At 69.1% G+C, this 20318-nt stretch carries 16 protein-coding genes and 1 pseudogene; 12 read left to right on the forward strand and 5 right to left on the reverse strand.

Translation table 11 applies throughout. The features are described 5' to 3' along the window. Nucleotides 1–61: 61 nt before the first annotated feature. Nucleotides 62–838 carry a ParA family protein gene (locus BJ980_RS17120; protein ID WP_179503407.1) on the forward strand — a complete coding sequence of 259 codons (777 nt, stop codon included), beginning with the start codon at nt 62–64 and terminating at the stop codon, nt 836–838. Nucleotides 839–845: 7 nt separating this feature from the next. Next, a complete protein-coding gene (locus BJ980_RS17125) occupies nt 846–1472 on the forward strand; it encodes a L,D-transpeptidase (RefSeq protein ID WP_179503408.1) in 627 nt (208 codons plus the stop codon). 134 nt (nt 1473–1606) lie between these two features. Here the strand turns inward: BJ980_RS17125 and BJ980_RS17130 are convergent, their stop codons facing one another. Next, complete coding sequence (locus tag BJ980_RS17130; RefSeq protein WP_179503409.1) at nt 1607–3070, reverse strand: DEAD/DEAH box helicase; 1464 nt, start codon at nt 3068–3070, stop codon at nt 1607–1609. Between the two features lie 154 nt (nt 3071–3224). Between BJ980_RS17130 and BJ980_RS17135 the strand changes: the two genes are divergently transcribed. The 3 genes from BJ980_RS17135 to BJ980_RS17145 all read left to right on the forward strand — a co-directional run bounded on the left by BJ980_RS17135 (nt 3225) and on the right by BJ980_RS17145 (nt 6087). Then, nucleotides 3225–3926, forward strand: coding sequence for a ferritin-like fold-containing protein (locus tag BJ980_RS17135; RefSeq protein ID WP_179503410.1), 702 nt, complete (start codon nt 3225–3227; stop codon nt 3924–3926). Between the two features lie 107 nt (nt 3927–4033). Further along, the gene (locus tag BJ980_RS17140; protein ID WP_179503411.1) at nt 4034–4528 is read left to right on the forward strand and encodes a MarR family winged helix-turn-helix transcriptional regulator; all 495 of its coding nucleotides are present in this window, start codon (nt 4034–4036) and stop codon (nt 4526–4528) included. Further along, nucleotides 4525–6087, forward strand: a complete 1563-nt coding sequence (locus BJ980_RS17145) for an MDR family MFS transporter (RefSeq protein WP_179503412.1) — start codon at nt 4525–4527, stop codon at nt 6085–6087. The genes BJ980_RS17140 and BJ980_RS17145 overlap by 4 nt, the downstream gene beginning before the upstream one ends. A gap of 57 nt (nt 6088–6144) precedes the next feature. Here the strand turns inward: BJ980_RS17145 and BJ980_RS17150 are convergent, their stop codons facing one another. From BJ980_RS17150 to BJ980_RS17160, 3 genes are read right to left on the reverse strand one after another with little or no spacing between them, the layout of a single operon-like run. Continuing rightward, entirely contained in the window at nt 6145–6420 is a 276-nt protein-coding gene (locus BJ980_RS17150) for a hypothetical protein (protein ID WP_179503413.1), read from the reverse strand. 12 nt (nt 6421–6432) lie between these two features. After that, a complete protein-coding gene (locus BJ980_RS17155; RefSeq protein ID WP_179503414.1) occupies nt 6433–6654 on the reverse strand; it encodes a DUF3107 domain-containing protein in 222 nt (73 codons plus the stop codon). Between the two features lie 45 nt (nt 6655–6699). Continuing rightward, nucleotides 6700–7281: a TetR/AcrR family transcriptional regulator gene (locus BJ980_RS17160; protein WP_179503978.1), complete on the reverse strand. Its 582-nt coding sequence runs from the start codon at nt 7279–7281 to the stop codon at nt 6700–6702. A gap of 246 nt (nt 7282–7527) precedes the next feature. Between BJ980_RS17160 and moeZ the strand changes: the two genes are divergently transcribed. The 7 genes and pseudogenes from moeZ to nudC all read left to right on the forward strand — a co-directional run bounded on the left by moeZ (nt 7528) and on the right by nudC (nt 19913). Next, the gene (gene moeZ, locus BJ980_RS17165) at nt 7528–8745 is read left to right on the forward strand and encodes an adenylyltransferase/sulfurtransferase MoeZ (RefSeq protein WP_179503415.1); all 1218 of its coding nucleotides are present in this window, start codon (nt 7528–7530) and stop codon (nt 8743–8745) included. Between the two features lie 120 nt (nt 8746–8865). After that, nucleotides 8866–9267 carry an MGMT family protein gene (locus BJ980_RS17170; RefSeq protein WP_179503416.1) on the forward strand — a complete coding sequence of 134 codons (402 nt, stop codon included), beginning with the start codon at nt 8866–8868 and terminating at the stop codon, nt 9265–9267. Then, nucleotides 9264–12479, forward strand: coding sequence for an ATP-dependent helicase (locus BJ980_RS17175; RefSeq protein ID WP_343047854.1), 3216 nt, complete (start codon nt 9264–9266; stop codon nt 12477–12479). Before BJ980_RS17170 ends, BJ980_RS17175 begins: the two co-directional genes overlap by 4 nt. Continuing rightward, nucleotides 12476–15703 carry an ATP-dependent helicase gene (locus tag BJ980_RS17180; RefSeq protein ID WP_179503417.1) on the forward strand — a complete coding sequence of 1076 codons (3228 nt, stop codon included), beginning with the start codon at nt 12476–12478 and terminating at the stop codon, nt 15701–15703. The genes BJ980_RS17175 and BJ980_RS17180 overlap by 4 nt, the downstream gene beginning before the upstream one ends. 251 nt (nt 15704–15954) lie before the next feature. Continuing rightward, nucleotides 15955–17043, forward strand: a pseudogene (locus BJ980_RS19125) (S8 family serine peptidase). 27 nt (nt 17044–17070) lie between these two features. Beyond that, nucleotides 17071–18999, forward strand: coding sequence for a M3 family metallopeptidase (locus tag BJ980_RS17195; protein WP_179503420.1), 1929 nt, complete (start codon nt 17071–17073; stop codon nt 18997–18999). Continuing rightward, nucleotides 18966–19913: an NAD(+) diphosphatase gene (gene nudC / locus BJ980_RS17200; RefSeq protein ID WP_343047855.1), complete on the forward strand. Its 948-nt coding sequence runs from the start codon at nt 18966–18968 to the stop codon at nt 19911–19913. Before BJ980_RS17195 ends, nudC begins: the two co-directional genes overlap by 34 nt. A gap of 124 nt (nt 19914–20037) precedes the next feature. On the opposite strand, the gene BJ980_RS17205 is transcribed toward nudC, so the two are convergent. After that, a complete protein-coding gene (locus BJ980_RS17205; RefSeq protein ID WP_218855561.1) occupies nt 20038–20283 on the reverse strand; it encodes a mycoredoxin in 246 nt (81 codons plus the stop codon). Nucleotides 20284–20318: the final 35 nt, after the last annotated feature.

Genomic DNA, 20318 nt, shown 5'->3' on the forward strand with positions numbered 1-20318 from the left:
GTTTGTCCCGCCATGACCGTGCCGTCCCACCGGGCCACCTGATCGGGCATGATGGACCCCGATGACCACGACAACTCTCGCGATCGCGAACCAGAAGGGCGGCGTCGCCAAGACGACGACCGTCGCCTCACTGGGTGCTGCCCTGGCCGAGCTCGGCCACAAGGTGCTGCTCGTCGACCTCGACCCCCAGGCGTGCCTGACCTTCTCGCTCGGCATCGACCCGGAGGACCTCGAGTTCTCGGTGCACCACGTGCTGACCAAGGGACTCGCCCCGAGCGAGGTCATCATCGAGACCGAGGACGGCGTGGACCTGATGCCCGCGACGATCGAGCTGGCCCGCGCCGAGGCCGACCTGCTCACCCGCACGGGACGCGAGCACGTGATCAAGGGTGCGATCGAGGACCTCGAGGAGGCCGGCATCCACTACGACTGGGTGCTGCTGGACTGCCCGCCGTCGCTGGGTGTGCTCACGGTTGCCGGTCTGACCGCGGCCGACGGCGTACTCATCCCGCTGCAGTGCGAGACCCTGTCGCACCGTGGTGTCGGGCAGCTGCTCGACACGGTGCATGACGTCCGCAAGTTCACCAACCGCAAGCTGAAGGTCTGGGGCGTCCTGCCCACGCTCTTCGACGGCCGGACCAACCACTCGCGCACCGTCCTCGAGACCATCTCGGAGACCTATGAGCTCGACGTCATCGAGCCGCCGATTCCGAAGACCATCAAGTTCGCCGAGGCGCCTGCCGCCGGCCGGTCGATCCTCGCCACGAACAAGAGCAACAAGGGCGCGATGGCCTATCGCGAGGTCGCGGCGAACCTGGTGAAGCGCAAGAAGAAGTGATCGTGCGATGAGTCGCCATCGGCTCGAACCCACGCGGCCTCGCTATGGCCGGGTGGCCGCGCTCGGCGCTGCGCTCGCGATCACGCTGGTCGCCGCACTGGGCGGGGTCGGCCTGATCCCGAGCACCGTGGGCGGGGACCCGGCCAGCGCCGAGCAGCAGACACAGGCCGAGCAGGCCCCTGCCGCTGCAGAGAAGCGGATTGCGGATCCGGTGGTGCTCGATCCGCCGGTCAACCTCGCGCCGCAACGCTCGGGCACCGGGCGGCGGATCGTGTTCAGCCAGGAGTCCCAGCGGGTCTGGCTGATCACCCCGAAGAACCAGGTGGCCCGGACCTATCCGGTCTCCGGCAGCGTCACCGACAACCTGGCCAAGGGCAGCTATCAGGTCTTCTCCCGCTCCGAGCGCGCAACCGGCATCGACGACTCCGGCACGATGAAGTGGTTCGTCCGGTTCGCCCACGGTCGCAACGCAGCCATCGGGTTCCACGACATCCCGGTCAACAAGGGCAAGGCCGTCCAGAGTGAGGCCCAGCTGGGCACCGCGCGCTCGCACGGCTGCATCCGACAGGCCAGCGACGACGCGCGCGAGCTGTGGAAGTTCGCCCCGATCGGCACCAAGGTCGTCGTCATCTGAGCTGACCCCACGGGGTCAACGCGGATCGGCAGGGCACACGGCAAGTGCAGACCGGTCCCCAAATGGCAGTACGCCGACCCGCAGCTGCGGATCGGCGTACTGGCCGAATCAGGGGGCTACTCGGGCCCGCGGGATCACTCCCCGGAGGTTGCCTTCTGGGTGGGCTTCTCCGTGCTCGCCGCGGCAACCTGCTCGCCGCTGCGGGTCCGGCGCCGACGGCGGTTCCGGTTGCTCTTCTGTCCCGACTTCTCGCCGCTGGTCTCGGTGGAGGCGGCCCGGTCCGAGCGACCGCCCTGGCCACCACGACCACCACGGTCACCGCTGCGGCCACCGCGGCCGCTGTCGGCGCGCGGTGCCTGCGGCTCCGGGTCCTTGATCCGACCCTTGGTGCCCGGCGCGATGCCCAGGTCGGTGTAGAGGTGCTCGGAGGTCGAGTAGGTCTCCTGGGGCTCCTCGAAGGGCAGCTCCAGGGTCTTGTTGATGACCTTCCAGCGGGTCAGGTCGGCCCAGTCCACGAAGGTGATCGCGACACCGGTGGCGCCGGCGCGGCCGGTGCGGCCGATCCGGTGCACGTAGGTCTTGTCGTCCTCGGGGCAGGTGTAGTTGATGACGTGGGAGACGCCGGCGACGTCGATGCCGCGAGCCGCGACGTCGGTGGCGACCAGCACCTTGATCTTGTCCTCGCGGAAGCGGGTCAGCGCCTTCTCGCGAGCGACCTGGGCCATGTCGCCGTGCAGCGGGCTGGCGTTGAACCCGCGCTCGGAGAGGTCATCGGCGATCCGCTGCGCCTGGCGCTTGGTGCGGGTGAAGACGATGACCTTGTCGGCGTCGTCGGCCTGGAGGACCCGGCCGATGATCTCGGGCTTGTCGAGGTCGTGGGCCTGGTAGATGAACTGGGCCGTGGCTGGGACGGTCTGGTTGTCGGCCGAGGACTCGGCTCGGATGTTCATCGGGTGCCGCATGTGGGTGCGGGCCAGGGCGATGATCGCGGCCGGCATCGTGGCCGAGAAGAGCATCGTCTGACGGGTCTCGGGGGTCTTCGAGAGGAGCTTCTCCACGTCGGGGAGGAAGCCGAGGTCGAGCATCTCGTCGGCCTCGTCGAGGACCACGGACTTGCAGTGGCTCAGGTCGAGGGCCCTGCGGTTGGCCAGGTCGATCAGGCGACCTGGGGTGCCGACGACCACGTCGACACCGGTCTCGAGGGCCTCGAGCTGCGGCTCGTAGCCGACGCCGCCATAGACGGTGAGGACGCGGATGCCGCGGTCCTTGCCGGCGAGCTGGAGGTCCTTGGAGACCTGGAGCGCGAGCTCACGGGTCGGGGCCACGATCAGCGCCTGCGGCTTGCCCTGGGGCAGCTCGACGTAGTCGGGGTCGTGGGCGGCCACGGAGCGCTGGAGCACCGGGATGCCGAAGGCGAGGGTCTTGCCTGTGCCGGTGCGGGCCTGGCCGATCAGGTCGGTTCCCATCAGGGCGACCGAGAGGGTCATCTCCTGGATCGGGAACGGGTTGACGATGCCGGCGCGCTCGAGCGCGTCGCAGATCTCGGGCAGTACGCCGAGCTCTCTGAAGGTGGTGGTCACGTGCGATTTCGCTTCCATGAGTAGGTCTGTGCGGCCGACTTCTGGGAAGGATCTGCCGCGCACATGCGATCGGCTCTGGTCTGCTCGGATGGGTCCGGCGACTGGGCCGAGACGGGGGCGCAACTCGGGTCGCGCCACGCAATGACCTCAAGTCTATCGGTACGCTGCAGACATGACTGAATCCTCACCCGCCGCCGAGGGCGTCGCGTTCTCCGATCCGTCGTACCGCGCTGCGGTGGTGGACCTGCTCGGAGTCATCGCCTACGGCGAGATCGCCGCGTTCGAGCGGCTGGCCGAGGATGCCAAGCTTGCTCCGGACCTGGCCGACAAGGTGGCGCTGGCGACGATGGCGAGTGCCGAACTGACCAACGTCAACAAGCTCCGCGACCGGCTCGAGGAGCTGGGTGCCGACCCGTTCGAGGCGATGGCGCCGTTCAGCAAGGCACTCGACTCCTTCCACGAGCACACCGCGCCGTCGAACTGGCTCGAGGGCCTGGTCAAGGCGTACGTCGGAGACGGGCTGGCCCGCGACTTCTATGCGGAGATCGCGGCGTTCATCGACGTCGACACCCGAGAGCTGATCCTCGACTCGCTCGACAACGCGACGCACAGCCAGTTCGTGGTGGACCGGGTGCGCAGCGCGATCGCGGAGGACCCCCGCGTCGGTGGTCCGTTGGCGCTGTGGGGTCGCCGGCTGATGGGTGAGGCGCTCACCCAGGCCCAACGTGTTGCCGCCGACCACGATGCGCTCTCGGCGCTGCTCGCCGGGGGAGTGGACCGGCCCGGGATGGACCTTGCCGCGCTCGGCCGGATGTTCAACCGGTTGACCGAGCGGCACGCGCTGCGGATGGAGGAGCTGGGCCTGGCTCACTGAGCCCCGCCCCCAGTCCTCGCCTGTCCCAGCCCGCAGCTCACTCGGGTGGGCCAGATCACCGCGCCCAATAGTTGCTTGATGAAATCAATTGATTCATAATCGTTGACATGGGCAAACAGTTCGAGCATGACGCGGCGTTCGAGGAGTTCGCGGCCAGCCTCTTCCGACTCACCCGCACCCTGCGCTCCACCCAGGGCCTGTGGGTGCAGCTGCCCGGCGGGCTCAAGCGCTCGGACGTGACGATCCTCAAGCTCGTCGACGAGCTGGGGGAGTGCCGGCCGGGAACCATCGCCGACCGGCTCGGAGTGGGCCCCTCGGTGATCAGCCGGCAGCTGGCCAACCTCGACGACGAGCAGCTGATCAGTCGCCGTCGCGACCCCGAGGACGGCCGTGCCGAGCTCATCGTGATGACCGAGCTGGGCGGTGAACGACTCGCTGCCATGCGTGCCGCCTACGTGCTCGGCATGCAGGAGCACTTCACCGACTGGACCGACGAGCGAGCCCGCACCGCAGCAGCGCTGCTCAACGAGATCTCCGACCACATCGCTCCCTCATTGGGACGCGACGCGGGTCGACACACGAACACTAAGGAAGACGCATGAGCCAGCCCGTCCACGACGAGCCCAACCTGTCGCACAAGGAGATCCTGGAGGTCCTCGCCGGCCTGCTGGCGATGCTCTTCGTCGCCATGGTGAGCTCGACCATCGTCAGCACCGCGCTGCCGACGATCATCGGCGACCTGCGCGGGAACCAGACGCAGTACACCTGGGTGGTCACCACCACCCTGCTGGCGATGACCGTCTCCAGCCCGATCTGGTCGAAGCTGGCCGACCTGTTCGACAAGAAGCTGCTCGTCCAGATCTCCGGCGTCGTCTTCCTGCTCGGCTCGCTGGCCGCGGGCTTCGCCCAGGACGTGCCGCAGCTGCTCGCCGCCCGAAGCCTGCAGGGCCTGGGCGTCGGAGGCCTGCTCGCCCTTGCCCAGGCGATCATGGGCTCGATCATCCCGCCGCGTGAACGCGGCCGCTACAGCGGATACATGGCCTCGGTGATGGCCGTCGCGACCGTGTCCGGACCGCTGATCGGTGGCCTCCTGGTCGACACCGTCGGCTGGCGCTGGTGCTTCTGGGCAGCCGTCCCGATCTCGCTGATGGGCCTGGCGGTCCTGCAGAAGTTCCTGCACCTGGAGAGCGTGCGCCGCGAGGTGCACATCGACTGGTGGGGCGCCCTGCTGATCACGATCGCGGCCAGCCTCCCGCTGGTGTGGGTCTCGTTCGCCGGCCAGCGCTTCGACTGGGCGTCGGTGGAGACGGCGTACTTCCTCGTCCCCGCCGCCCTGGCCGTCGTGGCCCTGGTCTTCGTCGAGCGCAACCACGCCGAACCGCTGATCCCGCCGAAGATCCTGCTCGAGCGGACCACCATCCTGGCCATCGTCGCCAGCATCGCGGTCGGCATCGCCCAGTTCGGTACGTCGGTCTTCCTCAGCCAGTTCTTCCAGGTGGCACAGGGCTTCAGCCCGACCGAGGCCGGACTGCTGATGCTGCCGCTGATCCTGGGCAGCATGATCGGCGCGACCGTGTCGGGACAGCTGATCACGCGCACCGGCATCTGGAAGCCCTACATGCTCATCGGCACGGTGATCCTGATCGCCGGGCTGGTGCTGATGGGGCCGACCGACCACGAGACCCCGATCTGGCACCTGAGCGTCTCCATGGTGATGATGGGGATCGGCCAGGGCACCCTGATGCAGAACCTCGTCCTGGTCGTCCAGAACACCGTGGACGTCCGCGACATCGGCGCTGCCAGCGGAGTGGTCAGCTTCTTCCGCTCACTGGGCGGCACCGTCGGGATCGCCGTGCTCGGCGCGATCCTGACCAACCGGGTCAGCGACCACATCGCCACCGGCCTCACCGCCGAGGGGCTCCCGGTTCCGGAGAACGCCACCGGTGGCGGGAACCTGGACCTGGACTCGCTCCAGGAGCCGTTCCTGACCATCGTGCGCCACGCCTACGGCGACAGCACGGGCTACATCTTCGTGGTCGCGGGCGTGATCTCGGTGATCAGCCTGGTCGCCATCTGGTTCATGCCGGTGACCGAGCTGCGGACCACCGTGCGCAAGCAGGACGAGCGCGATCCGCTGAGCATGGAGCAGCCGGTCGACTGATCGGCCCGTGACTGATTAGCCCGTACTGATCTCAAGTGATCGATCAGCGGGAACTGATCACCGGCGCGACGGACCAGTCGCGCCGGTGATTCCTGCAGCGAGCATGACCAGGATCGCGGCGGTGACGACCTGCCAGGTGTGGCGCCACCAGTCGATGCGTGCGGTCTCGGGGTCGAAGACCTGGGCATAGGCCCAGTTGCCGATCAGCATCCCGCCGATGCCGCACAGCACGGTCAACCAGAGCGGGATGTTGTCACGGTCGCCGGGGGCGATGAACTTGCCCAGCAGACCCACGACGGCGCCACCGAGCAGCACCCACAGGATCGTGTCCATGTTGCGCGTCGATCAGGAGCGGAAGCCGACCGCGCCACTCACGCCGCCGCCGATCTCGGCGTACGCCAGACGCGCGGTGGGCACCAGGATGCGGCGTCCCTTGGTGTCGGTCAGGCTGATCACGCCTTCGGAGGCCACAGCCTCGGTGATGTGCTTCTCGACGGTCTCGATGTCCTGGTCGACGTCGATGACGAGCTCGCGCTGTGCCTGCTGAATGCCGATCTTGACCTCCATGATGGGGCCACCTTTCGTGAATGTGGTTGGAGCGGGGTGTGTGGGTCAGTCGTGCAGCGGATAGCCGCGTACGCCGCGCCAGGCCAGGCCGGAGATCAGGGCAGCGGCATCATCGCGACCGATGGACGACGCGTCGTCGAGCCAGTAGCGGGCGCTGACCTGGGCCATGCCCACCAGGGAGACGGCCAGCAGGTGGGCCGCCTCGTCGGGCAGGCGGGTGTCCTCGTGGATGACCTCGGCGATCATCCCGGCGCACTCCCTGGTCACCCGTTCGGTCTGGTCGCGCACGGCCGGCTCGTTGGTCAGGTCGGACTCGAAGACCAGGCGGAACGCGCCGGACTCGGCGGCGACGTAGTCGTAGAACGCGGCCATCGCGGCGGCGACGCGGAGCTTGTTGTCATCGGTGGAGGCCAGCGCGGAGCGGCAGCCCTCGATGATGGTGCTGCACGAGGTGTCCAGGAGGGCCAGGTAGAGGTCGAGCTTGCCCGGGAAGTGCTGGTAGAGCACCGGCTTGGAGACCCCGGCGCGATCGGCGATGTCGTCCATCGCGGCGGCGTGGTAGCCGTGGGCGACGAACACCTCCAGGGCTGCCTCGAGGAGCTGGGCCCGACGTGCCTTGCGCGGCATACGTCCGCCGCGGGGCCGGACGTCGTCCAGGTCGTGCTGCCCAGTGCTCAACTCATGCTCCTCGCTCTGCGGTGTTTCGAATTGGAAGCCTACCCGTGCGTCACTTGTCGATTCGCGCTGGCCACGTCCGGATGACGGGACACGTCATGGCACCGGGTCGGACGCGGGGACGATTGCCGGGAACATGACGACGGCCCTGCGTGTTGTGCCGGTTGTCAGGACATCACCTTGCTGAGGAGAGTTTCAGTGCCCTATCCCGCACTCGTGGAACCAGCCGACGAGCTGACCATCGACGAGGTCCGCCGCTACAGCCGGCACCTGATCATCCCGGACGTGGGGATGAGCGGGCAGAAGCGCCTCAAGAACGCCAAGGTCCTCGTGATCGGCGCGGGCGGGCTCGGTTCGCCGGCGATGCTCTACCTCGCGGCCGCCGGCGTCGGCACCATCGGCATCGCCGAGTTTGACGAGGTCGACGAGTCGAACCTCCAGCGCCAGGTCATCCACGGACAGTCCGACATCGGTCGTCCCAAGTCGGAGTCGGCCCGGGACTCGATCAAGGAGATCAACCCCTACGTCAACGTGGTGATCCACGAGGGCCGCCTGGACAACGACAACGTGTTCTCGGTCTTCGAGGGCTACGACCTGATCCTGGACGGCACCGACAACTTCGCGACCCGCTACATGGTCAACGACGCGGCGTACTTCCTGAAGATCCCCTACGTCTGGGGCTCGATCTACCGCTTCGACGGCCAGGCGTCGGTCTTCTGGCCGCACGCGGTCAACGAGGACGGCACCTCGGCCGAGGCGCCCTGCTACCGCTGCCTCTACCCCGAGCCGCCGCCGCCGGGGATGGTCCCGTCCTGCGCCGAGGGTGGCGTGCTGGGTGTGCTCTGCGCCGCGATCGGCTCGATCCAGGTCAACGAGGGCATCAAGCTGCTCACCGGCATCGGCGACCCGCTGGTCGGCCGGCTGATGATCTATGACGCCCTCGAGATGGAATACCGCAAGCTCAAGGTCCGCAAGGACCCCAACTGCGCGCTGTGCGGCGAGAACCCCACCGTCGAGTCGCTGATCGACTACGACGCCTTCTGCGGGGCCGTCTCGGACGAGGCCGCCGAGGCTGCCGTCGGGTCGACCATCTCGGTCACCCAGCTCGAGGCGATGATCAAGGACAAGGACAACGGTGGCGAGGACTTCGTGCTGATCGACGTCCGCGAGCCGAACGAGTTCGAGATCAACAAGATCCCGGGCGCCGTGCTGATCCCCAAGGGTGAGTTCCTCAACGGCAATGCGCTCGAGCAGCTACCCAGCGACAAGAAGATCGTGCTGCACTGCAAGTCCGGCGTCCGCTCCGCGGAGTGCCTGGCGATCGTGAAGGGCGCCGGCTATTCCGACGCCGTGCACGTCGGTGGTGGCGTGGTGGCCTGGGTCAACCAGATCGACCCCAGCCAGCCGTCGTACTGAGCTGACACGTCCGCCGCTCCATGGCGGGAACCGGATCCCGGGTGCGGGTCCTCCGATCATCGTGAATCGGAGGGTCGCCTCGGGATCCGTGTCATTTCGCCCTCGCCTAACGTGTGCCACATGGCTGAACCGACCCCCGCCGAGGAGTACGCCGAAGCAGTGCTGCGCGTTGCCGAGTCGGTGCCGCGCGGCCGGGTGACGACGTACGGAGCGATCGCCGAGGCCGTGGGTGCCGCACTGGGCCGCGGCGGTCCTCGGGTGGTCGGCAACGTGATGGCGCGCGAGGGGGCCGCGGTGCCGTGGTGGCGGGTGGTCCGCGCCGACGGTTCGCTGGGCTGCAGTCGTGGCAGTGACGCGCACCAGAACTGGCTCGCGGAAGGTACGCCGCTGCGCAGGTCCGGGGCTGTGGACGTGGCCGCGGCGTTCTGGCGGCCTCCACCCTTGGCTCAGGCGCCCACTGATGCGCCCAGTGATGTGTCCGGTGAGGCACTGTCGGTGCCCGATGATGGAATCGGTTCGTGACTTCCTACCGCCTGATCACCGGATCCGCCGATGCCGTGGCCGTGCCACGGCTGGACGAGTTCCAGCAGCAGGTCGTCGACCACCCCGGAGGCCCGCTGCTGGTGCTGGCGGGTCCTGGCACCGGCAAGACGACGACGCTGGTCGAGGCGATCGTCGACCGGGTCGACAACCGCGGCGCGGCGCCCGATTCGGTCCTGGCGCTGACCTTCTCGCGCAAGGCCGCCGAGCAGCTGCGTGACCGGGTCACTGCCCGGCTGGGTCGCACGATGTCCTCGACGATGTCCTCGACGTTCCACTCCTTCGCCTACGGCCTGGTGCGCCGCTATGCGCCGGCCGAGCTCTATGAGGCGCCGCTGCGGTTGTTGTCCGCGCCCGAGCAGGACGTCGTTCTCCAGGAGCTCCTCTCCGATGCCCCCGAGTCGGTGGCCTGGCCCGACTCACTGCGCCGCGCTGTCAACACCCGTGGGTTCGCGCGTGAGGTGCAGGCCGTGCTGGCCCGGGCCCGGGAGAAGGGGCTGGACGGCCACGACCTGCGAGAGCTCGGCATCGCGGAGGGGCTCGCGGAGTTCGTGGCGGCGGGGATCTTCCTCGACCAGTACCTCACCGTCCTCGACTTCGGCGGCGCCATCGACTACCCGGACCTGATCCGGCGAGCGGTGAAGGAGGCCGAGCGCCACCGCGACGAGCTGCGCGCCGAGTTCAGCCACGTCTTCGTCGACGAATACCAGGACACCGACCCAGGACAGGTGGCCCTGCTCCAGGCGCTCGTCGGCGATGGCGGCAACCTCACCGTGGTCGGTGACCCGCACCAGTCGATCTACGGCTTCCGTGGCGCCGAGGTGCGCGGGATCCTCGAGTTCCCCACGGTGTTCCCGAAGCGCTCCGGCGAGCCGGCCGACGTCCTCGCCCTGCGTACGACGCGCCGCTTCGGCCAGCACCTGCTCCTCGCCTCGCAACGCGTCGCCAGGCGACTCTCCCTCAACGGGACCATCGCCGAGGAGGCACGCGAGGCCTTCCTCGAACCGGTCGCAGCGCCCTCCGAGCACGGTGACGGCCGGGTCGACGTGCTCACCTTCGACACCGCGCGCGCCGAGACCGAGCACCTGGCCGACGTCCTGCGCCGGGCGCACCTCGAGGACGGCATCGCCTGGTCACGGATCGCGGTCCTGGTCCGTTCGGGTCGCAACACGATCCCCGCGCTGCGGCGTTCGCTCGGTGCCGCCGGGGTGCCGGTCGAGGTCGCCAGCGACGACACCCCGCTGGTCCGCGAGGTCGCGGTGATGCCGCTGCTCGAAGCGCTGCGGGCGGTGGTCAACCTGGACAACGACGATCCCCAGAGTGCCGGGTTCATCGACACCGATCGTGCCCACGCGCTGCTGGTATCGCCGCTGGCCGGCCTGGACGCGAGCGACGTACGCGCGCTGGCCCGTGCGTTGCGGGTCAAGGAGAAGGCGGCAGCAGCCGAGTCGGGGGAGAAGGTCCGCACCTCGCCGGAGCTGCTCCGGGCAGCGGTCCTCGATCCGTCGATGCTGGACGGCGTCGGGGTGCCCGCGGTCGAGCGCGCCCGTGCGTTGGCCGAGCTGTTGCAGTCGGCCCGGATGCGGCTCGAGTCCGCAGGAACCGCCGAGGAGGTGCTGTGGGAGCTGTGGGCCGGGACCTCGTGGCCCCGCCGGCTCCGTGCCCAGGTGGAGGCAGGAGGCGGGTCCGCTCGGCGCGCCCACCGCGACCTCGACGCGATCTGCGCCCTCTTCGAGACTGCGGCGAAGGCTGAGGAGCAGCGTGGCCACACCGGCGTACGGGAATTCTTGGCGACCCTGCGCGCCCAGGACATCCCCGGCGACACGTTGGCCGATCGCGGCGTGCGCGGTGAAGCCGTCAGGCTGCTCACGGCCCACCGGTCCAAGGGCCTGGAGTGGGACCTGGTCGTGGTGGCACACGTGCAGGAGGACGGCTGGCCGGACCTGCGCCGCCGGGCGACGCTTCTGGGAGCCGACCGGATCGGCTCGGACTCGCTCCTGCCCCCGCTGTCGATGCGCGAGCAGCTGATGGAGGAACGCCGCCTCTTCTACGTCGCCTGCACCCGCGCCCGGAGCCGACTCGTGGTCACCGCGGTGAAGTCGCCCGAGGACGACGGCGAGCAGCCCTCCCGGTTCCTCGAGGAGCTGGGGGTGCGGCTGGTTCACGTCCAGGGTCGTCCGCGCCGCCCGCTCTCGCTGGCCGGCCTGGTCGCAGACCTGCGCCGCACCGTCGCCGACCCCGAGACCAGTGAAGGGCTCCGGGAAGCCGCAGCCCGACGACTGCGGCGCCTCGGCGCCGAACGGATCGGGGAGCGCGCGCTCGTGCCGCAGGCCGACCCGGCCACCTGGTGGGGGACCCGGGCGGCGACCTTCGCCGAGATCCCGGTCCGTCCGGCCGAGAAGCCGGTCAGCCTGTCGGCCTCCGCACTGACCGCGATCGCCGAGTGCCCGGCGCGATGGTTCCTCGAGCGCGAGGCCGGCGGCTCGATGGCAGCGACCTCGGCGCAGGGCTTCGGCCTGGTGGTGCACGCGATCGCCGAACGAGTCGCCCGCGAGGAGCTCAGCGCCGACCCTGCCGACGTGGACCAGTTGATGGAGCACGTCGACCAGGTCTGGGACCGGCTCTCGTTCCGGACCCCGTGGTCGGGACGTCGCGAACGTGAGGAGCTGCGCCTGGCGCTGGTCCGCTTCCTCAACTGGCACGCCGCCAGCCCCCGTCGACTCGTCGGGATCGAGCAGGAGCTCACCGCCCAGGTGACACTGCCGGACGGGCAGCAGGTGACGCTGCACGGCTTCGCCGACCGGATCGAGGTCGATGCCGAGGGCCACGTGGTCGTGGTCGACCTCAAGACCGGGAAATACAAGCCCACCAACGCCGAGGTCGACGTACACCCGCAGCTCGGCCTCTACCAGCTGGCGGTCGAGCAGGGCGCGGTCGACGACCTCATCGGCACACCCGCCCGTCCCGGCGGCGCCGAGCTGGTCCAGCTGCGCCACGGCGCGAACGGCAAGGTCTCCGTGCAGGCACAGAAGGCACCCACCCAGGACGGGGAGCGATCGGTGGAAACCCAGCTGATGGATGCGGTCACCCTGATCCGCAACGAGGAGTTCCCGGTCCGCGCCGGTGCACACTGCGACCGCTGCGCGTTCCGGGCGATCTGCCCGATCCAGGGCGCCGGGACGGTGCTGTCATGAGCGCCGAGACGCCCCTGATCAGCTCGCCCGCCGAGCTGCAGAAGGTGATGGGCACCGACTTCCAGGTCAGTGACCAGCAGTGGCAGGCGATCTCGGCGCCGCTGGCCCCGGCGGTCGTCATCGCCGGTGCCGGCTCCGGGAAGACCGCGCTGATGGCGGCCCGGGTCGTCTTCCTGGTCGCCAACGAGATCGTCGCGCCGCACGAGGTCCTCGGGCTCACCTTCACCACCAAGGCGGCCTCGGAGTTGGGCACCCGGATCCGGGACTCCCTCGCCACTGCCGGGTTCGGACCGGGCACCGGCTCGGGCGCCGGACTGGGCACCGGGTTGGGCGCTGGGCTGGGCACTGGATTGGGCGGTGATGACTCCGAGGAGACGCTCGAGCCGACCGTCGCGACGTACAACGGCTATGCGAGCTCCCTGCTCTCCGAGCACGGACTGCGCATCGGCCACGAACCCGACACCCGGGTGATGGCCGACGCGTCGCGCTACCAGCTCGCCGCGCGTGCCATCTCCCGGCACACCGGCCGCATCGAGCTGCTCAGCGACCACCCGGACACCGTGGTCAACTACATCCTCGCCCTCGAGGGTGCGATGAGTGAGCACCTCGTCGACGTCGAGCAGGTGCGGGCCTTCCAGGCCACCGAGATGCCGCGCGTGGAGAAGACGATCGCCACCGCGCGTGCCAAGGCCGATGCCAAGAAGGTGCTCAACGCGATGCAACGTCGCGAGGAGCTGCTCGGACTGGTGGCGACCTATCGCCGGCTCAAGGCCGAGCTCGGACTGATGGATTTCAGCGACCAGATCGCACTGGCCGCCCGGCTCGCCGACGAGCATCCCGAGGTGGGGGAGTTGGAGCGGAGCAAGTTCCGCATCGTCCTCCTCGACGAATACCAGGACACCTCGGTCGCGCAGGCACTGATGCTCAGCCAGCTCTTCGGTGGCGGCCACGCGGTGACCGCCGTCGGTGACCCCAACCAGGCGATCTATGGCTGGCGCGGAGCGTCGGTGGCCAACATCCTCGGCTTCGGCAACGACTTCCCCGACGCCGATGGCTCGACCGACGTGCCGATCCACCCGCTCACCGTCAACCGGCGCTCCGACCGCCGGATCCTCGAAGCCGCGAACCGGCTGGTGACACCGCTGCTGGAGAAGTTCCCCCAGGTCCGGGCCCTTGAGGCCGACGAGCGTGCCGCAGACGGACAGGTCCGGGCCTCGGTGCACGAGACCTATGAGGCCGAGCTGGTCTGGCTCGCCGAGCAGGTCGCCGAGGTCCACGAGCAGATGGAGGAGAAGGCCTGGCGCGAGATCGGCGTGCTGACCCGGGACAACAGGCACGCCGCGGACGTCTTCGACGTGCTCTCCTCGCGCGGGATCCCGGTCGAGATCGTCGGCCTCAACGGACTGCTCCGCCTGCCCGAGGTCGCCGAGGTGGTCGCCACCCTCACCCTGCTCAACGACCTCACCGCCAACGCCTCGCTGCTCACGTTGCTCACCGGACCGCGCTGGGCGATCGGGCCCAGGGACCTCGCGCTGTTGGGCAAACGGGCCCGCGAGCTCGCCGGCACCGGTGCCGGATCAGGGGGCGCACCGGCCCTCGACGAGCAGCTGACCAGCGCGGTCGAGGGTGCCGACCCGACCGAGATCAGCTCCTTGTGCGACGCGCTCGACGACCCAGGCGAGGCCGCCTACTCCGCAGCCGGCCTGGAGCGGTTCGCGCTGCTGCGCGGTGAGCTGAGGATGCTGCGTGGGCACGTCGGCGAGCCGCTGCTCGACCTGGTCCGCCGGATCATCGACACTACCGGGATCGACATCGAGCTGGCCTCGTCGACCAGCGAGGCGGTGGCTGCGCGTCGCGACAACGTCGACCTCTTCGTCAAGGCAGTGGCCGAGTTCCAGCCCATCGACGGCGAGGTCAGCCTGACCGCGCTGCTGGCCTACCTCGAGACCGAGGACGAGATGGGCACCGGGCTCGACGTCGCCACGCCCACCGAGGCCGACTCGGTGAAGCTGCTGACCGTGCACCGGGCGAAGGGGCTGGAGTGGGACGCCGTCTTCGTCGTCGGCGTCGGCGAGGAGAAGTTCCCGACCACCCGCAGCCGCACCCAGTGGGTCTACGGGCCCGGGGTCCTGCCCAATCCGCTGCGCGGCGACCGGCACTCGCTGGCCCAGCTGGCTGGCTATGAGAAGGACCAGCTCGGCGCGATGATCGCCAAGGCCAAGGAGCTCGAGCAGGAGGAGGAGCTGCGGTTGGGCTACGTGGCCTTCACCCGGGCGAGACACCTGCTCTCGGTCTCGTCCTACCTGTGGAACGACCAGCGCAAGAAGCCGGTCGGGCCCTCGCCCTACCAGCGCCTGGTGCTGGAATGCCTCAAGGACTGGGGACAGGAGCCGGACTCGTGGTTGGAGAAGCCACCCGCCGAGACCGACAACCCGCTGCTCGAGCACGTGGCCACGGCACCGTGGCCGGTGACCGAACGGACCCGGGAGGCACTGCAGCGGCTCCAGGCCGCAGAGGTGGTGCGCGAGGTGGATCCGGAGGCCGACGACGAGCTCGACCTGGTCGAGTCGTCGGTCGTCGCTGCCTGGGACACCGAGCTCGATCGACTCCTCGTCGAGGCCCGGCGTGACCGGGCGAGCGAGGTCGACGTACCTCTGCCGAGCAGCCTGTCCGCCACCACCCTGGCCCGGCTCCGCGACGACCCCGAGGGCCTGGCTCGTGACCTGGCCCGCCCGATGCCGCGACAGCCTTCTCCCACCGCTCGCTTCGGGACCCGGTTCCACGCCTGGGTCGAAGCACGCTTCGGGCAGCAGAGCCTGCTCGACCCCGACGACCTGCCGGGTCGAGCCGACCTGGGCATCGACGACGAGTCCGACCTCAAGGAGCTCACCGAGCGCTTTGCCTCGGGCCCGTTCGGTCAGCGCGTGCCGCTCGCCATCGAACCGCCGTTCGCGCTGGTGCTCGGCCAGCAGGTGATCCGTGGCCGGATCGACGCGGTCTACCTCGAGCCCGACGGCACCCACCTGGTCGTGGACTGGAAGACCAACCGGGCGCCCAACGCGGACCCGCTCCAGCTGGCGGTCTATCGCCTTGCGTGGGCCGAGCTGAACGGGTTGCCGGTGGAGCAGGTTCGCGCGGCCTTCCACTACGTGCGGACCGGGAAGACCGTCGAGCACACCGAGCAGCTGTCGGGGCGTGACGAGCTCGAGAAGCTGCTCGGCTGAGCGGCGACATCTGAGGTTTACGGAGATGACCTGCGGATCTCACCTAGGCTGACCGACATGCGATTCTCGGAACGAGCCGCGCGGCGTCCTCGCCGCGCGGCCTTCGCCGTCTTGGTCACCGTTCTGCTCTGCGTGCCCGTGCTGAGCCCGCCATCGGCGAGCGCAGACCGCGCGGACGTGCGCAAGGACCAGTGGTGGATCTCCCTGCTCGGTTCGAGGATGCCTGGCAGCACACCAAGGGCGAAGGTGTCGTGGTGGCCGTCATCGACAGTGGTGTCGAACCCTCAGGCGACCTCCAGGGAGCGGTCCTGGAGGGGTTCTCCGTGGATGGCAAGGGGCCCGGGAACGAGGACATCGACCGGAAGGCTTACCACGGCACCGTGATGTCAACCCTGATCGCAGGACGCGGGACGGGCCCCGGCGTGATGGGATTCGCCCCCGAGGCGAAGATCCTGCCGGTCCAGGTGCCCGTGCTCAACCAGCACGAGTACACCGCCGAGGCGTTGACGAAGCTCGCGGCGCTGCCGGACCCGCCCGAGGTCGTCAACATGTCCTACGGCGCGTTCGGCAAGTGTTCACCCGACGAGCAGGCAGCGGTCAACGCGGCGATCGCCAAGGACATGATTCTGGTGGCGGCCATCGGGAACGTCCACAGCACCAGCCGTGGCTACGACCACGAACGCACACCCGCCAGTTGCAAGGGTGTGATCGCGGTGGGCGCCTACGGCTTCTTCGGCAACGAGGCCAGCGGACCGACCATCAAGATGTAGCAGGGCTCCGGTGTCGGAAGTGAGCACCAGCCCTACGCCGCGCTGGCCGGCCCCGGAATGCGCATCGTCTCCTTCCTGCCCGGTTCCACACAGCCGACGTACAACACCGGCACCAGCGACGCCGCTGCGATCGTCTCCGGCGGCTTCGCGTTGCTCTCCGCTCAGTTCCCGGAGATGACTTCCCGCGAGATCGTGACGCGTGCGCTCCACACCGCGAAGCAGGGCGAGGACGGGAAGTCTCCGCGTGACGAGGCGTGGGGATTCGGCGCGATGCGTCCGACGAACGCCATCGAGGAAGACGTTCCGGCCGATGCGCCGAACCCGATCTATGACGCCCTCGATCAGGAAGCGATCTCGGACGCTGCGACGGACACGGCGGCTCCCAGCGATGACAACAGCACCGGCACGTCGCAGGACGGAGCCGACGCAGAATCATCGGCGTCCGACGAGGGGAGCTCGATGCCGCTGTTCCTCGGCGTGGGAGGGGGCATCCTGCTCCTCATTCTTGTCGCGCTCGCTGGCGTGATGTTCGCGAGGAAGCGTTCCGGCTCGTCCGCGGGGACCAGGTGACGATCAGGCATCGGTAGCCTGCTCAGTGTGACTGCACTCGAGCCCCTTGTCCTTCCCGCTGTCGACGGTGACTGGGAGGAGTGGCTCGATGCCCGGTGCGGTGCCGCACTGGAAGCGGCCGCCGCATTGCGCAACGAGCTCGTCGCGGCACCGGCCGCCGAAGCACTCGACCTGTGGAACCGGCTCGGCATCGAGCTGGCCGACATCTTCGCCGTCGCCAGCCTGATCGCCCAGGTGCACCCGGTCGAGGCGGTGCGCCAGCGAGCCGAGGGATTCGAGGTCGAGGCCAGCCGGTTCCGGACCGGACTGATGCTCGACGGCGAGGTCTACGCCGTGTTGTCGAGCGTCGAGACCGAGTCGCTGGATGAGGGCGGACGACGGGTGCTGGAGCACAGCCTGCGCGACTTCCGGCGCGCCGGCGTCGACCAGGACGAACAGGTCCGCGAGCGGCTGCGCGCGATCGACGAGCGCGAGGTCGAGCTCGGCCAGGCCTTCTCCCGCGGGATCCGCGACGGCCGCCGTACCACCGTCCTTCCCGCCTCCGCGATCGAGGACATGCCCGAGGACTGGCGCCGCGCGCACCCGGTGGACGAGAACGGCAACGTGCACGTCACCACGGAGGGACCCGACACGGTCCCGTTCATGACCTTCTCCACCGATGCCGAGGCCCGTCGTCAGGTGGTCACCGCGTCGCTCAACGTCGGTTGGCCCGACAACGATCCGGTGCTCAAGGAGCTGCTCCAGATCCGCCACGAACACGCACAACTGCTCGGCTATGCCGACTGGGCGGCGTTCGACGCGGAGGTGAAGATGATCGGCTCCGGCCCGGCGATCGCCCGGTTCAACGACGAGCTCGCCGCCGACTCGCTCGAGGCAGGCGAGCGTGACCTTGCCGTGCTGCTCGAACGCGCCCGCCGTGACGACCCGGCGATCGAGCGGATCGACCTGGCCAACTGGCGCCACTACGCCGAGGTGGTGCGCCGCGAGCAGTTCGACGTGGACGCCCAGGAGGTACGCCGCTACTTCGACTTCACCAAGGTGCGCCAAGGCCTGCTCGACGTGACGGGCCGACTGTTCGGCCTCACCTACAGCCCGGTCGAGGACGCCTCGGCCTGGCACGACGAGGTGACGACGTACGACGTGTCGCTCGACGGGGAGCCGCTGGGCCGGATCCACCTCGACCTGCACCCGCGCGAGGACAAGTACAACCACGCCGCCCAGTTCGACCTCGTCCCCGGTGTGCTCGACACCCAGCTGCCCGAGGGCGTGCTGGTCTGCAACTTCCCGCGTGGGCTGATGGAGCACAGCCAGGTGGTCACCCTGTTCCACGAGTTCGGTCACCTGCTGCACCACGTGCTCGCGGGCCGGCACAAGTGGATCCGGTTCTCCGGCGTCGCCACCGAGTGGGACTTCGTCGAGGCACCCAGCCAGATGCTCGAGGAGTGGGCTTGGGACGCGGACGTGCTGGCCACCTTCGCCACCGACGAGTCCGGTACGCCGATCCCGGCGGACCTGGTCGCCCGTATGCGGGACGGCGAGGAGTTCGGCAAGGGCTTCCTGGCCCGGACCCAGAGCTACTACGCGGCCGTCTCCTACGCGCTGCACGTCGAGCGTCCCGATGACCTGACCGCCCGGGTCAATGAGCTCGCCGACGCCTACCAGCTGATCGGGCCGATTCCGGACACCCACTTCCACTGCGGCTTCGGACACCTCGAGGGTTATTCGTCGGGCTACTACACCTACAAGTGGAGCCTCGTCATCGCCAAGGACCTGTTCTCCGCCTTCGATCCCGACAACCTGTTCGAGCCCGGGGTCGCGACGCGTTACCGCGACCTGGTGCTGGCTCCCGGCGGCAGCAAGGACGCCGCGGACCTGGTCCGCGACTTCCTCGGCCGCGACTACGACAACAAGGCGTTCAAGGCGTGGCTCTCACGCGAGCCGAAGGCGTCGCGATGAACTCCGTCCTGCCCCACGTGGCCCTGTCGATGCACGCCCACGACCGGCACGGCCTCGAGCGCACCGATGAGGAATGGCTCGACGCGAAGTGGAAGGACCCGTCGACCCGAGTCCTGGTGCTGTCGGGCACGAGGATCCGTCCCGTGGATCGGCAGATCGTGTGGGTGACGCCGCAGGAGGCGCCGGCCGACGGGCTGCGGATCCTGCTCGGCACCCGGGAGGAGGCCACCCACTTCGCCGTCGTCGTCGAACCGGACAAGGCGCCGGGGGACAAGCAGGAGTGGCACGTGCTGCGTGCGCTGTTGCCCGCGCTCGAGAACGACGTACTCACCGCGCCGCTGGTGATGCACGCGATCGGGATGGCCGAGTGGCACTGGGCGACCCGCTTCTGTCCACGTTGCGGAGGGCCGCTGGACGCGCGTCAGGCCGGCCACGTGCTCGAGTGTCTGGATTGCGGCAAGCAGCAGTTCCCGCGCTCCGACCCCGCGGTGATCATGATCGTCACCTTCGGCGAGCCCGGCTCAGCCGACGAGATGTGTCTGCTCGGTCGCAGCCCGGCGTGGCCCGAGGGTCGGTTCTCCACGCTGGCGGGCTTCGTCGAGCCGGGCGAGACGATGGAGGACGCCGTACGCCGCGAGGTCGCCGAGGAGACCGGCGTCGAGGTGGGTGAGGTGACCTACTTCGGCAGTCAGCCCTGGCCGCTGCCGGCAAGCCTGATGGTCGGTTTCTCCGCGCGGGCCACCTCCACCGACATCCAGGTCGACGAGTCCGAGATCGCCGAGGCGAGGTGGTTCACCCGCGAGCAGATTCGTGACGAGGCGACGTCGGGAGCGGTGGTGCTGCCGGGCGGGATCTCGATCTCGCGGTCGCTGATCGAGGCGTGGTACGGCGGGTCGTTGCCCGGGCACTGGTGAAAAAAGCGCCAATGACCCGACGGAGTCACCGGGTACCGGGTGACTCTGGCGCTTCCCGGGCAAGATCTTGCCCGGGAACCGGTGGAGTTGCCCGGGAAGTTCCGCTAGATCGAGCCAGTCGGACTCAGCCGAGTTCGGCGATCTTGGCCTTGACCTGCGCGAGGCTCGGGTTCGTCTGGGCGCTGCCGTCGGAGTAGACGAGCGTGGGAACGGTCTGGTTGCCGCCGTTGGCCTGCTCGACGAGGAGGGCGGCGTCGGGCTGCTGCTCGATGTCCACGATCTCGTAGGAGATCCCCTCGCGGTCCAGCTGGGACTTCAACCGGTGGCAGTAGCCGCACCAAGGAGTGGTGTACATCGTGAAGGCGCTCAAGGGATTGTCCCCTCCGACATCTAGTGTGATTGCTG

This window comes from Nocardioides daedukensis (assembly GCF_013408415.1).
Classification (GTDB): domain Bacteria; phylum Actinomycetota; class Actinomycetes; order Propionibacteriales; family Nocardioidaceae; genus Nocardioides; species Nocardioides daedukensis.